7 protein-coding genes are annotated in these 17,281 nt (G+C 55.1%); 6 read left to right on the top strand and 1 reads right to left on the bottom strand.

Going from position 1 to position 17,281, the window contains the following annotated elements; genetic code table 11:
• Window positions 1–42: 42 nt before the first annotated feature.
• The 6 genes from AB6B37_RS08465 (at window position 43) to AB6B37_RS08440 (ending at window position 13,081) form a co-directional block, all read left to right on the top strand.
• On the top strand, window positions 43–1,836 hold the full coding sequence (locus AB6B37_RS08465) for an autotransporter assembly complex family protein (RefSeq protein WP_371395328.1): 1,794 nt from the start codon (window positions 43–45) through the stop codon (window positions 1,834–1,836).
• Window positions 1,836–5,990: a translocation/assembly module TamB domain-containing protein gene (locus AB6B37_RS08460; protein ID WP_371395327.1), complete on the top strand. Its 4,155-nt coding sequence runs from the start codon at window positions 1,836–1,838 to the stop codon at window positions 5,988–5,990. Before AB6B37_RS08465 ends, AB6B37_RS08460 begins: the two co-directional genes overlap by 1 nt.
• A 111-nt stretch (window positions 5,991–6,101) precedes the next feature.
• Window positions 6,102–6,920: a formate/nitrite transporter family protein gene (locus AB6B37_RS08455; protein WP_371395326.1), complete on the top strand. Its 819-nt coding sequence runs from the start codon at window positions 6,102–6,104 to the stop codon at window positions 6,918–6,920.
• Between the two features lie 768 nt (window positions 6,921–7,688).
• A complete protein-coding gene (locus tag AB6B37_RS08450; RefSeq protein WP_371395325.1) occupies window positions 7,689–8,330 on the top strand; it encodes an ImuA family protein in 642 nt (213 codons plus the stop codon).
• Window positions 8,287–9,774 (top strand): DNA polymerase Y family protein, encoded by a 1,488-nt coding sequence (locus AB6B37_RS08445; protein ID WP_371395324.1) that lies wholly within the window; start codon window positions 8,287–8,289, stop codon window positions 9,772–9,774. The genes AB6B37_RS08450 and AB6B37_RS08445 overlap by 44 nt, the downstream gene beginning before the upstream one ends.
• Window positions 9,775–9,784: 10 nt before the next feature.
• On the top strand, window positions 9,785–13,081 hold the full coding sequence (locus AB6B37_RS08440) for an error-prone DNA polymerase (RefSeq protein WP_371395323.1): 3,297 nt from the start codon (window positions 9,785–9,787) through the stop codon (window positions 13,079–13,081).
• 353 nt (window positions 13,082–13,434) lie between these two features.
• Here the strand turns inward: AB6B37_RS08440 and AB6B37_RS08435 are convergent, their stop codons facing one another.
• Complete coding sequence (locus AB6B37_RS08435) at window positions 13,435–17,232, bottom strand: beta strand repeat-containing protein (RefSeq protein WP_371395322.1); 3,798 nt, start codon at window positions 17,230–17,232, stop codon at window positions 13,435–13,437.
• Window positions 17,233–17,281 lie beyond the last annotated feature (49 nt).

Below are 17,281 nucleotides of genomic sequence, written 5' to 3'. Positions count from 1 at the left end.
GGTTACCGAGACGCTCTGGTCTTTAGGCTTTACACGATAATTATGTATCAGTTTTTTACACCATTCAGACGGCTTATCTACGCCCTTGCGCTTGTGACCGCATGGGGCGCAACTGCATGGGCGCAGGAGCCTTTGGCCACGATTAAAGGTGATATGACCCCAGAGGTTCGAGACCTCGTTCTGGCCGTATTAGGCACAGTCGAAACCCCGCCGCGCTCGCTAGCCCAAGCCCGTCGCCGTGCAAAGGGGGCCGCTGAACAAGCGCGCTCTGTCATGCGCTCACAGGGCTATTACGCGGCGGAAATTACAGCACGGGTGGAGGAAGCTGTAGCGACCAATAAAGAAAGCAGTCGCGCGGCCCCAGAGGTCATCTTGACCATCATACCCAATAGCCGTTTTAGCTTTACCGATGTATCAATCAATTATCCCGACGGCCCACCCGACATCGCAACAGAGGTGCAATCCGTTATCAATCTGCCCGACGGTGCGCCTGGCGTGGCAGCAAAAGTTGTTGCCGCAGAAATCCGAATGATAAATTTGCTCCGTGCAAAAGGCTACCCCTCGGCCCGGGCGCTCCCGCGTGACGCCGTTGTTGATTATGATAACCAAACGCTATCTGTAAAATATAACATAAGCACCGGCGTAAAAACTCGCTTTGGCGATATCGTTCAAACAGGAACAGCCTCTCTTGCCAAAGGCTGGCCGACCATGATTGCTCCCTTTGAAGCAGGAGAGGTTTTCGACGATAGGCAGATGAACCGCTTGGCCGCGCGGGTCATCGGCACTGGCGTATTTGACGGGGCAACGGCCACACTGTCCGATGACGTTGTACCCAATGTGGACGGGACTGTGACGCGCAACGTGATGCTCAATGTAGAGCAGGGCGCGATTAACACTGTGCGCGGGGAGCTTGGCTATTCCACGACCGAAGGCAGCGGTATTGATTTGGTCTATGAGCGTCGCAATTTTATTGGCTATGCGCAAACATTGCGGTTGCTGGGCACAGCTAAAACGAATGAGATTAGTGCTGGTGTCGCCTATAATATTCCCTTTGCCTGGCGCGTTGATCGAGAGCTTGATTTAGGTCTATCAGTCGCAAGTGAAAACACCGATGCCTTTGATGGAGAGCGGGCGTCTGTCAATGCTGTCCTAACGCAAAAATTCGCGCCTTTTTTGAAAGTCGCGGGCGGTCTCTCCCTCGAAGCATCACGGTTTGAGGATGACGGTCAAGACGTCACAAGCTACCTCGTTGATGGAATTTTGCGCGCAAGTTACGACTCCCGCAATAACCTCTTTAATCCCGTGAAAGGCGTTCACGCAGAACTTGATGTGACCCCGACGTATAACTTTGGCAAAGCGGACGGATTTTTCACAACGGCCGAGGCAAGCCTTAGCCATTATCAGCGTATGGGTGACCGATTGGTTGCCGCAGGACGGTTAAAGGCAGGGACTATTTTTGGCGCGAGCCAAGCCTCTGTCCCGCTTAATCGGCGGTATTACGCAGGCGGCGGTGGCTCTGTCCGTGGGTTTGGCTTTCAGTCCATTTCACCCCGCGATGCAGAGGGCGAAATCATTGGCGGACGGTCCGTCCTAGAAGGCAGTGCAGAGCTGCGCTACCGCGGAAACGGGGCTTTAGGCTTCGTCGGTTTTGTCGATGCAGGTAGCGTTACACGGGCTGATGTGCCGGACTTTACCGACATTCGCTACGGTGCCGGCGTTGGTGTGCGCTATTACACTAGCTTCGCGCCACTACGCGCCGATATCGCTATCCCGATTAACAAACGCGACGGTGATAACGCCGTGCAGATTTATATCTCTATCGGGCAGGCGTTTTAATGACTGCTGATATGAGCACAGAGACATCCAAACGCAGCTGGGTCACGAAAGCCCTAATGGCCCTTAGCCTTATTATAATCATCGCCCTGATGCTTATCGTCGGATTTCGTGTGTTTATCACAACATCATCAGGCCACCGTTTCATAGAAAATCAAGTTGAGGGCCGCGTGCTGGGCCCAATAGACGGGGTCGAGATTGACGGCTTGTCAGGTGACCCTTTGGGCGCGTTTACAATCGATTCTGTGTCTATCAAAGATGCATCAGGGGTTTGGATGCGCGCAGATAACATTGCGGTAAAATGGTCGCCTATGGCCCTTTTGTCTAAGCATTTGAAATTTGAAGACATTGATATTGCCACTGTTGCTATAGACCGTCGTCCCGTTTTGCGTGAGACCGAAGGGGGCGAGGGGGCGTTGCCCAAAGTTACCTTGGACGCATTTAAGATAGAGGCAGTGAAACTCGACCCAACTGTCCTCGGGCAGGCGGCAATCTTTGAAATTAACGGTGCGGCGCGTTTGACAGACAATCAGAAAACGGCGCAACTTTCGCTGTTGCGCACAGATAGCGACGGTGACCGACTTACGCTCGATATCATGCAAAATGAGAGCGGGGACATCACAGGTGATTTTGATATTTTTGCCCCAGCGGGCGGTCCGCTAGCCAACATAAGCTACGCGCCATCGAACCAAAATATGTCCGCGAAAGGTCGCGTGGACGGCACGCAAGAGAGCGGTGAGGGCACAGCAACCCTGCGCTTTGGCGAAAGAAAAGTAGCCGACATCGCTCTAAGCTGGACCCCGGCCCAAGCTATATTAAACGCCGCGGCAGATATGAGCGCATGGCCAGACACATCCAATTTGAGCGAGATGTTCGGTGTCGAGTTAACCGCTTCTGCGACGTTACAGCGAGACGCAAGAAAGTCAGTATTCACCGCTGATATCACCGCAGAGCATTTAAATCTAAGGGCCGAGGGTGAGCTTGGTACCGATAATAGTCTGCCGGAAACTGTACAGATAGACGCAGCCATTGATAATCCAAACGCTTTGGGCGTCTTGCCAGAAGGTTATAGCGCGGGTGGATTATCCGTATCGGGGCAGGTTCAACGCACAGCTTTGAGCTTTGATGGGCGGATGAATTTAAAGAACGCGATAACTCCTTACGGCCGCATAGCGCAGTTCTCAGGCCCGATAACCGCCTCTGCTGATGGGGCCTTTGATGTTAATATCAACGGCCAAGGCGTAGCTTTAACGCTTCAAGCCCCCATTGCACTCGCGGATACCGCGTCCCTATCGGCATCGGGTGATTATGATGCGGCTCTGCAAAGATTGACGTTGCGGGCGGCGCGTCTTCGCTCAGGTCCGCTGAACATAACAACAAAAGGCACTGCGACTGTAGATGCGGCGCAGTACAGTCTTTCGGGATCACTCGCTGTCCCAACCTTAGCCACGGGTCAAATCCCCAGTGGTTTAATCTCTGCTGATTATCGTCTTGAGAAAGCGCGCGCATCTACACCCGCACTATCGACGACGGGTCAGTTTGTCCCAAAAGAAGCTTTCGCAGAACCATTAGGCGGCTTGGTTGGGGAACGCTTGCGTTTTCAAACGAAAATGTCGCCTATTGAGGGCGGTATAAAAATCATCGAAGCGGGCGTTTCAACCAAGGCCATGCGTCTGGCCGCAGAGGGGGTCATTACGGACCGTTACGCGGTTGATGTAGAGGCCACAACGCTAGTGCCCTTATCATTTGATACGGTCACTGCGGCGCAACCCACTGAACTCAGCGCCAAAATTTCTGGCCCGCGTGATAATCCAAATATCCGCATACAAGGCACTGCACCGATGATAACAGCGGCAGGTTATGACGTTCGCGACGTGACAGTCAAAGCCGATTTTGACACGCTGTTGTCCAGTCCTACTGGGGCCGTTCAGCTTACGGCAGAAACAGATTACGGGCCGTTGGCCTTAAGCACAGATGTTGTCTTGGATAACGGGGCTTACCAAGCCGCTGATCTGGATGCGTCACTCGGGCCTTTATCACTAAAGGGAGATATGACCCGCTTTGCAACAGGGTTGCTAGACGGTCGACTATCGCTTGATTTACCGCGAAGCGAGATGGGGTACGGCGAAGCGTCATTGATATTGAACGCGCGCGAGACTGGCGAGCAGGGGGTGGCTCTGAATGCTAACGCTAAAAATATTGCCTATGCTGATTTTGAAATAGATAGCCTGACAGCCCAAGCTAGCGGAAGCTTATCAGCGCTGTCAGGCGATATCACATTAGAAGGTCGGCGCTTGGTCGACTCACTCGCACGGCCAATTGCGCTTAACACACCGCTGTCTCTTGCGCGTGGTGATGCGGGTGCAATCACGGCCTCGCTATCGCCGGAAGGGCGTTACGGTAACATCACGTTTACCCATGCGAGCCCCGTTACCGCTTCATATGACAGCGGCACTGTGGCGCTTAACATGCCCCTGCAAGTCATAGGCGAGCCGTTCTCTGTTAGCTACACGCGTACAGACGCGGGCCTTGAGACGGTATCAATAGACGCAAGCAATTTACCCATGAGTTTGTTTCCCCTTCCAGGTGATTTGGCAGATTCGCGGGGGCGTTGGTCGGTTGATGGTAGCATCACCGCGCAATCAGGCGTGCCAACAGGGTCTATGAATTTTACCATCGCCGATTGGCGGGGTTTTGGGGTGGACGCGCAAACAGGCTTGAATATCAACACTCAGGCACAGTTCAATGCATCCCAAGCCAATCTAACGATTGACGGGAGTTCGCCATCTGGTTTTGATATTGAAGGTGACATTCGCGTGCCTTTTGTGACGGGGGATAGCTTGACTGCTCTGCGTCCTGCTATGACGGCGCCGCTGTCTGGTGAGCTTCGCGCTTCGGGCCCTGCGGAAACTGTCTTAGGGTTGGTTACCCCGCCTAATGCAGATTTAAACGGAAATTTGGACATGTCAGTCAGTGTTGGTGGGACTTTATCTGCGCCGCAAGTCAACGGGCGGGCGTCCGGCTCTGCTCTGTCTTTCGAAGCCCCGCAAGCAGGCACGCAAATCCGACAGGGGCGTTTCTTGGCGAATTTCACCAATGACAGCCTGTCGGTTTCTGACGTTTATTTTACCGACACGCGGGACGGTGTCGCCACGGGGGCTGGCGAATTTACTTTGGGGGAGTTTGGCCGCCCGCTTGGGAAACTTACTGTGACGTCGCAACGCTTTCATATCCTTGATCGGCGCGACTTGACGGCCCGCGTCAGCGGCGATGTCAGCTACGAGAGCTTGGCTGATAAAGCCTTGGTTTCGGGCAATGTAAAAATTGGTGAGGCAGAGATCAAACAATTTGTTGCGTCGCAAGGCGTCAGTGTCATCGAAATTCCGGTTAAGGAAATCAATGTTCCAGAGCGGTTAAAGTCAAACACAAGCTTTGATACGCAGCCTGCGCTGCCCATTAATCTCGACGTAACAGTAAGCGCGCCCCGCCGAATATTTGTGCGCAGCAAAGGCCTGGATGTCGAGTTATCCGCCAATGCCGTCATTACCGGAACGCTCTCTGATCCCCTCATTAACGGCACCGCAGAGGTCGAACGCGGCAGTTTCAAAATCGCGGGCAAAGAGCTTCAATTTGATGCGGGGTCAGTGGAGTTTAATGGCCCTGTCTCAACGGCCAAATTGTCATTGGAAGCGACCGCTGATACGGCCAATTTAACCGCGTCCGTTGTTATAAGCGGGACATTGGAAGACCCGAACATAGAGCTATCAAGCACACCAGAACGGCCCGATGATGAAATCCTCTCAGCCCTGCTATTTGGACGCTCTGCGACAGAGCTTTCAACACTAGAAGCCGCGCAATTAGCAGGCGCGATTGCGCAATTCTCTGGCAATGGTGTTGGGTTTGACCTGCTAGGCGGCCTACGCGATTCTTTGGGTGTCGGACAGCTCAGTGTGAACATTGCCGATGACGGTACCGCGCAAATCACAGGTGGACGCTATCTCACCCGCAATGTTTATTTACAAGTTTTCTCTGGTGTTGACGCGTCCACCGCTGGTGCTGTGATTGACTGGGAACTTCGCCGCAATTTATCACTACGGTCTAAACTTCAAGCCGATAACGAGCAGTCCTTATCCTTGAGTTACAAAAAAGACTTTTAGCGCGACAGCTCTACGCTGGGAACGATTTTGACCTCTCGGCGTTAGAATTTCATGTGTCGGCGTGTTTCGTTTAACGCTATTCATCGGCGCACCCACTCAACGGATAATTATATGAGCCATAATAAGAGCCAACAGACGCATGGCGGTGAAGATCACCTCGATTCGCTCGGCGTGTATCACGCGATTTCACAAGAAGGCTTTAATGAGCTAGCGCGGCCCAATCAGTCGATTTTATGGTCATCAATTGCGGCAGGTATAGCGATTGCTTTTTCTGTCATTGTAGAAGGAGCCTTACGGGCTCACTTACCCGATGCGCCACATCGGCACCTGATTGAAAACCTAGGTTACACGAGCGGCTTTGTCATTGTGATTTTATGTCGCCTTCAATTATTTACAGAAAACACAATCACGCCTGTCCTGCCTGTTTTGAAAAACAAAGACAGCGCGACATTGGTTAAAATGCTGCGCCTTTGGGGTGTTTGCTTTTCGGGCAATATGATTGGTGCTTTGATAATAGCAGCGGCCCTGTTTTATTTGCCAATTATTGATGCAGATACGAAAATTGCCATTCAATCGCTGGCCAATCACATCGCAGAGATAAGCGCAGGCGACAGCCTTGCGCGCGGTATTCCCGCTGGTTTTTTAATCGCCGCGCTTGTTTGGATGCTTCCAAGCTCCAAAGGCTCAGAGTTCTGGGTTATCGTTTTTATGACTTATCTGATTGCTCTAGGTGATTTTACGCATGTCATTGCGGGCTCAGTTGAGCTTTTCTTTATAGGGTTCTCTGATTTTTCTCGACTCCCTGATTTGATAATAGGGAACCTCCTGCCGACCCTACTTGGCAACGTGATCGGCGGCACGGGCCTATTTGCCCTCATCGCATGGGCGCAGGTGGAGGCAGAAATGAGTGAGGTAGAGGGTGAGCAGTAGAAAGCCTGAGAAGACCATAATTTCGTGTTGCTCTGTGGTGTTGGAGAGATAAATTTTTTCTGAAATCAGAAAATATCTCAAGCGAGGCAGCACTATCCTGACAACTTTTCTGTTGAGGGTACCAATGTCTGAACTGGATAATCTTACGAAAGAAGAACTTCTTAACTGCTCAAGAAGGCGCACGAGGCGGACCCTGATCAGCCTTATCATCCTGACAGCCTAATGGTGATGGCCGTTGCTGATCCTGTGGAGGGTCGTCGTTTCGCGAAGGCCATGCAGCCGCCATTCGTTAAGATGAGAGAGTTCATCCTGATGATGGTTTTCGGAGGGCTATTTTTGCTAATTGTCGTATTGCTTATCCGTGAAAATAGAGGTTTTGGCTGACCTAAATTAAGTTGCGACATATGGGTCGCACGCATCCGAATGCAGGGGTCAATAGGTAATTGACTAAATAATGAAGCTCGGTAAGTGAGAGAAGAATAATGACACACCATTTGCCTGGTGTCAGGTAGGGTAAGCGCGTGTTTTTATTGTCTATTTGTTTTACTTTGTACCATTTGGCACCCGAAAATTAAACGCAATGAATACAACGGGATAAAGCTTGGCCGGTTTTTTACAGATTAGGCTAATTTAGGCTGGAGCCGTGTGGGGCCAAGCGTAAAATTGCGCAAAACAGCCGCCAGCCAAGATTTCATCCACATCTCAATTTAGGACTAAATTCCTTTTCACTTGACTCTCTGTTTTGTATTAGAACAAAATAGGAACATTATGTCAGTCGCTGAAATCATAAATCGCCGTGATATAGGGACGCTTGCGTCCCTACAGTTGCAGGCCAGAGAGAGCGTGTGCTTGTCCGGGCCTGTGCAGCTCGCCAAGGGGCGGGTGCATGAGGTCATGGGCGATAGCGCGGATATGTTTGCCATTTTGACAGCGTCACGCCTTATGGGGCCGATCATCTGGATTGGTTTGGCGCGCGATATTGGCTCGCTCGCGCCGACGGCTTTGCAAGATTACATCGACCCTGCGCGCGTGATTTTGACTGAAGGGATCAGCCGTAGCGAAGTCCTCTGGGCAGCAGAGCAGGCGCTACGCGCAACTTGTGCGCAATGCGTGGTGGTCGAGCTCTCAGCCGGGCCGAATTTGCGTGAGTCGCGACGGCTGCAAATCGCGGCGCAAGAGGGCGGCGGGGTCGGGCTGGTCCTGATCCATGGCCGCGCTCACACCTCTGCCTGCGAGACGCGCTGGCACTGCGCGGCCAATAAGAGCGGCGAGAATTCTTGGGTCTGGTCGCTCATGAAAAACCGCCGCGGCGAGCTTGGCGCGTGGCGTGTAAGCTGGACAAGCAGCGATAGAAGCGGAGGCGCGTATGAGGCGGGTGTTATCCATCTGGCTGCCGCAACTGCCGCTTGATCTGCGGGTGCGCAAAGGCGATCCGCGTGTCAGCGCGCCCTTTGCGATTATATCCGAGATCAAAAATGCGTGGCGGCTGACCCATCTGTCCGAGGCCGCGCAGGCGGCAGGATTATCGCCCGGCCTTTCGCTGCCCGATGCGCGCGCCATTTGTCCGCAGCTGCTCACCGAGCCGTCTGACCGCGTCCGAGAGGCGGCGCTTCTGCGCGCGCTGTGGCGCTGGGCCGATAGCCTGTCGCCTTGGGTCGCGCTTGACCCGCCCGATGGATTGTTCCTCGACATCACGGGCTGCGCGCATTTATTTGGCGGAGAGCGGGCTATGGCCGATCACGCGCGGGCGCGCCTATCCGATATGAATGTAACTTCGCGCATAGGCGTTGCGGATACCAAAGGCGCCGCGTGGGCGCTAGCACGGTTCAAAGGCGGCAGTATTGAGATCGCGAATGCGGGTCAGACTGGCACGGCGCTTGCAGCGCTCCCGCTCGAAGGGCTGCGGCTCCCGCCCAAGACTGCAACGCAGCTGTGGCGCACAGGCCTCAAAACAATCGGGCAGCTCTCGGAGATAAAATCCGCAGAGCTGGCGCGCCGCTTTGGGCTTGATTTGACCAAGGCTTTGTCAGCCACGCTCGGACATGTGCCTGACCCCGTCTCGCCCAAAGCGGCGGATCCGATTTACGCCGCGCGCATGACCTTGCCCGATCCGATTGGGCTGAAAGATGATTTGCTCAGTGTTTTGGAGCGTCTGATTGCCTCGGTCTCTGGGCGTCTTGAAAATGATGCCAAGGGCGCGCGGCGCTTTGCGCTAACCGTGCGCTGCGTTGATACAGGGGACCACATTTTGCAAATCGGCTTTGCCCGTCCGACCTATGTCCGCGCGGCTATCCTTCAGCAATTTGAGCGGCCATTAGACGGCCTTAAAATTGAATTTGGCGCGGATTGGTTCCGCCTGGAAGCCGCGCATATTGAACCGATACAGCCGTTTCAGATCAGTCTCGATAGCCACAAACAGGCCGAAGACAACACCTCCAAAATCATCTCGACACTGGGCAATCGTCTCGGCTTTGACCGCGTGCGCCAATTCATGCCCGTGCAAAGCCATTTGCCGGAACGTGAATTTATCTGCGTTGAGGCTATGGATCGGCGTGAGCCGGTTTGCTGGGCGGTCGCGCCGCGCAAGCGCCCCGTGCGTCTGTTCAAGCGGCCGGAGCGCCTCGTCACGCTGGAACCCGGTCGCCCGCCCAAACGGTTTCAATGGCGTAAGTCTGTTTTTGCCACCCAAAGCGCCAAGGGGCCGGAGCGCCTGACCGCGCAGTGGTGGCAGGATGAGCGCGCCGCGACGCGCGATTATTGGCAGGTGCAGACCGAAGACGGCCCGCGTCTCTGGCTGATGACCTATCCCGGATCGGGCGAGCCGAATTGGTATATTGCGGGGCGGTTTCCTTAATGGATATGTCATGAGTTATGCCGAGCTAAACTGCCTCTCCAATTTTACCTTTCTCAAAGGCGCATCTCACGCGGATGAGCTCATTGGGCGCGCCGCAGAGCTGGGCCTGTCGGCCATCGCGATTGCCGATACCAATACATTTGCAGGCATTGTGCGCGGCCATGCGGCGGCCAAAGAGGCGGGGCTGACTTATCTGGTGGCTGTACGACTTATGCTGACGGATGGCACAGAGATTGTGGCCTATCCGAAAACGCGCAAAGGCTATGGCCATCTTTGTCGCCTCCTGACGCTCGGCAAACGGCGGGCGGCTAAGGGGCAATGCGTTCTGACGATTGACGATGTGGTGGAATGGGGCGGTGAGTGCGTTTTCGTTGTGGTCGAAGGAGCGCGTCATGCGCCCGCCTTGAAAGCGTCATTCACGGATAATGTCTTTCTGGCCCTCAAGCCGCTTTACGATGGCGAGGATAAGGACCGCTTTGCGGAGCGCGCGCGACAAGCGCGCGACATGGATATCCCGCTTGTCGCCATGGGTCATGTCATCATGCATACGGGGCGGCGGAGGCGTTTGGCCGATGTGCTGTCGTGCATCCGCGAAAAAGTGAAGATCGATCAGCTGGGCCGTATCGCGCAGCCCAATTCTGAGGCCCGCTTGAAATCCGAATTTGAAATGCGGCGTCTGTTTCAAGGCTATCCCGAAGCGCTCGCCAATACGCAGGTCATCGTGGAGCGCTGTCAGTTCTCCCTAGACGAGCTGCAATATGAATATCCTGATGAGGTCACAGACGGCGAAAACGCCGATACGCGCCTCCGCCGCCTGACCGAAGAGGGGCTAAACTGGCGCTATCCCGACGGCCTCACGCCGCGCGTTCGGGCTATGGTGGAAAAAGAGCTGAACCTGATCGCGCAGCTCAATTATGCGCGCTATTTCCTGACCGTTTACGACATTGTCGCCTTTGCCCGCAGTCAGAATATCCTCTGTCAGGGTAGGGGCAGCGCGGCCAATTCCGTGGTCTGCTACGCGCTCGGGATTACTGAGGCCTCGCCCGAGACCATCTCCATGGTGTTTGAACGCTTCATCTCAGAGGTGCGCGGGGAGCCGCCGGATATTGATGTCGATTTTGAGCATGAGCGCCGCGAAGAAGTCATCCAGCATATCTACAATAAGTATGGCCGTCACCGCGCCGGGATATGCTCCACCGTCATCCATTTCCGAAGCCGCGCCGCCATCCGCGAAGTCGGCAAAGCCATGGGCCTGTCCGAGGACGCCGTTGCCGCGCTGTCCTCCCAAGTCTGGGGGACGAGCAGCAAAGGCGTCGGCGATGACCGCGTTAAGGCGGCGGGGCTCGACGCCGCCGATCCACGTCTGCGTCAAACCCTCGAACTCACTCATGAAATCATCGGCTTTCCGCGTCACCTCTCACAACATGTCGGCGGCTTTGTCATCACGGCAGGGCGGCTGGACGAGATGTGCCCCGTTGAAAATGCGGCCATGGCGGATCGGACAATTATTGAATGGGACAAGGACGACATTGATAAAATCGGCATGTTGAAAATCGATGTGCTGGCGCTTGGTATGCTGACCTGTATTCGCAAAGCCTTCCACCTGCTCGGCGATTGGAAGGGGGAGCGTTATACGATCGCGACTATCCCCCAAGAAGACCCGGCGGTTTACGACATGCTCTGCATCGCCGACACGCTCGGTGTGTTCCAAGTCGAGAGCCGCGCGCAGATGAACTTCCTGCCGCGTATGCGTCCGCGCACATTTTATGATTTGGTGATTGAGGTCGCCGTCATCCGCCCCGGCCCCATTCAAGGCGATATGGTGCATCCGTTCATCAAAAGGCGGCGCGGTGAGGAGCCGGTGGTCTATCCATCGGAGGCGCTAAAACCCGTGCTCGGCAAAACGCTGGGCATACCGCTGTTCCAAGAACAGGCCATGCAAATCGCCTCCGTCGCTGCCGGCTTCACGCCGTCCGAGGCCGATCAACTCCGCCGCGCCCTTGGCACAGCGCGCGGGCCGGGCACAATCCAGAAATTCAAAGACCAGTTCATCTTGGGCTGTATCGATAATGGCTATGACGAAGATTTTGCCTGCGCCGTGTTTAGGCAACTGGAGGGCTTTTCAGGCTACGGATTTCCGGAATCCCACGCCGCTAGTTTCGCGCTGCTGGTTTATGTGTCCAGCTGGCTGAAATGCCATCATCCCGAAGTGTTTTGTTGCGCGCTGCTCAACTCACAGCCCATGGGGTTTTACGCGCCCGCGCAGATCGTCCGCGATGCGCGCGAACATGGCGTGGATATTCGCCCCATCTGCGCCGAGCATAGCTATTGGGATAATGTGCTGGAACCTGCGGGGAATGGGCGGCTTGCCGTGCGGCTGGGCTTTCGCCAGATTAAAGGCTTTCGCGAGGAGGACGGGCATTGGCTCTCGGCGGCGCGGGGGAATGGCTACCGCTCAATCGATGCCGTGTGGCGTAAGGCGGGATTGGACCGCGCGGCGCTGTCAAAGCTGGCGCAAGCCGACGCCTTCGCGTCCCATGACTTAAACCGCCGTGACGCGCTCTGGGCTGTGAAGGGGCTCGGCGGAGAAAAGCCGTTGCCGCTGTTCGAAAACCTAGGTGAGGGGCTTCCCATGGGCGATGTCAGCCTTCCCGTCATGGATCTGCGCGAAGAGGTGTTCGAGGATTATATCGGCACCCGCCTGACCCTGCGCGAACATCCCGTGACTTTGCTACAAGATGATATTGGCCGTGTTCTGCCGTCCAAATATCTGCGGGACACCGTTGACGGACGGCGGGTCGAGGTCTGCGGCCTGGTCATCACCCGCCAACGCCCCGGCACAGCCAGCGGCGTGATTTTCCTGACGCTCGAAGACGGCACGGGCGTCTCCAATATCGTCGTCTGGCCGTCGATGTTTGAGAAGAAACGCAAAGCCGTGATGGCCGGACGGCTGCTGAAAATACGCGGCAAACTCCAACGCGAAGGCATCGTCACCCACGTTATCGCCAATCAAATTACGGATTTATCCTATCTGCTCGATACCCTCGGTGATGCGGGCAGCGCAGGGGACCGCTTGGACCCCACCTTCGACAATGCCGACGAAGCCCGCCGCCCGGTCCCCGCCAAAGAGGCGAGCCGCGAGGCTAAACAAAAAGGGCAGCGTTCCCCCGGCAGTCGACTATCACCTGCCAAAGACCGCGCGGCCTCGTCTAAACGCAATATCTCAGGTTATTACAACGCCGGCGGCGGCGCACGTCACCCGAGGCAGCAAGCGAATAAGCTATTCCCAAGTCGAGACTTTCATTGAGGGCAGCTCAGGCGACATTGCGGACCTTAGAAATAATCCTGCTGACGACGTGCTTGGGCGTAAAGTAGACCTTAGTCGAGAGGCTTAAAACGCCCAAAAGCGGCCGCTGGTAAGATTTGCGATGTGTTGTAATTGGCTCGATTTCGGGCGCTTCGAAAAGGAAGTCCATTCCAATTGCGGACATCAGATCAAAATAGTATTGGGCTCTCTTGGAGCCCAATACTTTCTTATAGAACGAAGGCGTTCTTCATCTCGTTAAATTCACCTGCATAGATGCCGCATGTCGTTATGTGTCCTCGGCCCCGATGAATATTTTAGACTAGGCTCGTAGAATCTGTCAGCTTTTATGCCACCTACCATTCATACCAGAGACCTGCACGTCCGCCGGTTGTGCCCGACTTGTCCGAAAACCCGAGACCTGCATTAACTTGGAGTTTTGGCGTGACCCGGGCCGCCATGGTGAATGACGCCCCGTGTTCTCCGCCAAATGTGCCCCAGTTTGCGCCAAAACCAACGCGTGCATCGGGAGATAATGTGGTGCCACCCGCCATTGACATGGCAACCGCAATGCCCGCTGTGTTTTGTCCGATATCAACGGCGTTGGTTGCAATCGCAGCTCCGAAACTTTCAATTTGTTGAGAAAACTCGTCAATACGGCGAGAATTATCCAATATGTCTTGCGCGTTTTGACCCACGCCAGCTTCGACGGTGCTGATACGGCCGTCATATTCAATAAGGGTCGCGTCTTGGCGGGCATTGGCTTCTGTGTTGTCGGCAATCGCGGTGACATTTGTCGCAATTTGTGTCTCATTGGCCGTGATACGGTTTTCATGATCGACAGATGTGCTTTCTAGCGTCGTGATACGCGTTGTATTGCCCGCAATATTGGCCGTGTTGGTGGCAATCAATTCAGTGTTACCCGCAATCAGCGCGCTATTACCCGCGATATTCGCGGTATTTGTCGCAATATTTGTCGTATTGGTCGCGACCTGTGTGCCCCCACCACTGCTCTGCAAGGCTGCAATCGCAGAGCCGTTAGACGCCACTTGCCCGGACAAGCCCGATATTTGTCCCGCCAAGCCAGAGACCTGCCCCGATAGGCCACTGACTTGGCTCCCTAAGGCCCCGACATCGCCTTGGAGGGCAGCGATATCGGTGTCATTTGAGGTGACTTGGCCTTGGAGATTATTAATCTGCGCGATACTGGCCCCGCCACCCGGCGCGCCGTTTTCAATCGTAGAGATACGCGCATCAAGCCCAGCGATCTGTGTGGATTGTCCGCCCACAGACCCTTGCAGCGCCGTGATGGCTGTACCGTTACCAGAGACGGTGCCTTGCAATGTGCCTAAATCGCCTTGCAAAATGGAAATCGCAGAACCATTCCCTGTGACCGTACCAGAAAGCGTTGTGAGGCTATCGCCATTGGCCGTGATTTGCGTTTGCAGGGACGCGATTTGCGTGTTGCTCGCCCCGCCGCCGCCGGCACCGCCTGCGGCCTCGAGGATTGTGAGGCGATCACCCAGCGTGCCAATATTCGTGGTCAGATTTGTGATGCTGCCGCCAAAACCGTTCACTGTGGTCGTTAGCGTGCCAAGGTCTGTGCCAAAGCTGGTAAGCCGCGTGTCAAGGGTGACGACATCACCAGATAGTGTCGTGAAATTATTGGAAAGCGTTGTGAAACTATTGCCCAGCCCTGTAACCGTTGTGGACAGCGTGCCAAAATCACCTATGAGCGTGGTGTAATTATTATTCAGCGTTGTCACATCACCCGACAGCCCTGTAACCGTTGTCGATAAGCCAGACACAGTCGTGCCCAAGCCCGTCACTGTTGTATTAAGGCCAGAGACAGTATTATCCAGACCCGTTACTGATGTGCCCAGCGCCGCGACTGTGCCGCCCAATCCTGTGACCACGCCTGATAGCGCGCCGAGGTCTGTATTCAGGCCTGTCACTGTTGTAGACAGCGCGTCAAATGTCGCTTGGGTCACACCCCCGCCAGAGCCGATAGAGCCAATATCAACGGTCGCGAGATTGCCATTTTCATCAGAGGTTACGACAAATGTGTCAGTGCCCGTCTGCGCGTTGGTTGAACTAACACTGGACAGCCCCGTCAATGTATAAGTCGAAGCGTTATTGCCAAAAGCAAAGTGGCTATTGCGCAGGGTTGTCGCGCCGCTACCGATGGCGACACTGCCCGCAAAGCCTGCATTTGTGCCAGAGCCGAGCGCAATGGCATCTGTGGCGCGGTTACCCGTGACGGCCCCAACGCCAAGCGCTAGTGTGCCTGAGCCCAGCGACTGCGCGCCAGACCCCAGAGCAATGCCGCCATTAAAGCGCGCGACAGAATTATGACCAATGGCGATGGCATTATCTAAAAAGGCTTCGGCCGATGTTCCCAAAGCCATGCTGTGGCGACCATTCGTCGTGGCACCATTACCCATAGCGACCGAATCCTCGCCAGCCGTTGATGCGCCCGTGCCTAGGATAACGGAACGCGCCCCGAACCGACCTGACGACGCGTTATTGCCAATAACAACGGCCTCTAGGCCTGCATTACCCGATGTTCCGCAGCGTACAGAATTTGCGCCCGCGCCTGTGTCACATAACCCGCTACCGCCGCCCAATGTGCTGGTCAGCACTTGCGCCAAATTACCATTGGCGTCTGATGTGACCACAAAACGCTCTGTGCCTGTTTGGGCACTGGTTGACGCCGCTGTGTTTAGACCTGCAATTGTTACAGTATTGCCGCCGTCACCCAAGACAATTTGATTGTCCCGCGTGGTGTTTCCGCCAATGGCGATAGAGCCTGTAAAACCCGCCGTGCCGCCAATCGCGATTGCGTTTAAGGCGCTGGCTGTGCCCTGTAGGGCGACTGCGAAATTAGCGGACGCGAGACTATTGGGGCCAAGCGCCACGGATTCTGCGCCGCTGGCTTCCGTGCGATACCCAAGGGCCAGTGATGTCTGGCCAGAGGCATCAGATTCGCGTCCCATTGCGGTCGCAAAATTTCCGCCCGCTTCAGATTGTAGGCCAATACTGATGGCTGAATTATTGGACGCGTCGCCGCCGCCAATCGCCGTTGATGCAAAGCCGCCCGCTTGTGATCCATTGCCGAGTGCGGTTGAGCCTGCATTTGTGGCATCTGCATTGACGCCAAGCGCAATTGCGCCCGTGCCGGTCGCTGATGCATTATTACCAACCACAAATGTCCCGCCGCCCGAAAGCGTTGTTCCGCTGCCGCAAGAAACGCTAGCGGAATTTGTAGCGTCTTCTTCGCAAGCCCCAGAGCCGCCGCCCATGCCGAGTGTTGACACCAACACAGAGGATAAGTTGCCGTTTTCATCGGTGGTGACAACACGGTCTTCTGTGCCGCTTTGGCGGGTGTCCGATAGTGTCTGGACGAGGCCTGGCAGCGTATAGGTTTGGCGCTCCGAGCCAAAATTGCTGCCGATAAGAATGTGGTTGCTCAATGTTGTCTGCGCACTTAGGCCTAACGCCAAAGAAAAATCACCGCTCGCTGCGGCTGAATTTCCGATCGCAATTGACCGTGCCCCTGCGGCACGCGCATTGGCCCCTTGGGCGATAGAGAAATCACCTACCGCTTGGGAATTGAGCCCTAAGGCGATCCCTGCATTGCCAGAGGCAAGACCTGTAGGGCCAATATGAATAGAATTTGCCCCGCTGGCATTACCACCTGCTGCTGCAAAACTCTGGCGACCTGTGGCTCGCGATTGAAACCCAATGGCTGTGCCACTATCTTCTGCGACGGTGTTCAGACCAACTGCAACGCTCAGGTCCGAGGCTTGCGCGCTGGAACCAATCGCAACAGATGTGCCGTCAGCAACGCTGTTAAGACCAACAGCTACGCTCGCCCCATTGGACGCGACCGCGTCAACGCCAATCGCTGTTGCTCCGCGCCCGCTCGCATCAGCGCCTTCTCCACATTGAAGGCCGTTGGCTTCTGCAAAGACAAAAAATCCATCGATAAAGAGTGGAGCATTACGCGTTGTGCAGTCGGCGGTGGTGTTGGCGCTGCCGTCTGCATCTGGCGCGACTTGTGCTAACGCTGGGGTTGATAAAACTGTGATCAGCGATAACGCGCAAGCGCTACCGAAAAGAATTTTACGTAGTGAATAAGATGTGTTTGTCATGGCGCCCTCCAAAGCGATTAGTGAACCCGTATTGGGAATGGCTTTGATA

Source organism: Fretibacter rubidus (assembly GCF_041429785.1).
Lineage (GTDB): Bacteria > Pseudomonadota > Alphaproteobacteria > Caulobacterales > Maricaulaceae > Fretibacter > Fretibacter rubidus.
Note: the sequence above shows the minus strand (reverse complement) of the source record. Positions and strands in the feature narration are given on the sequence as shown.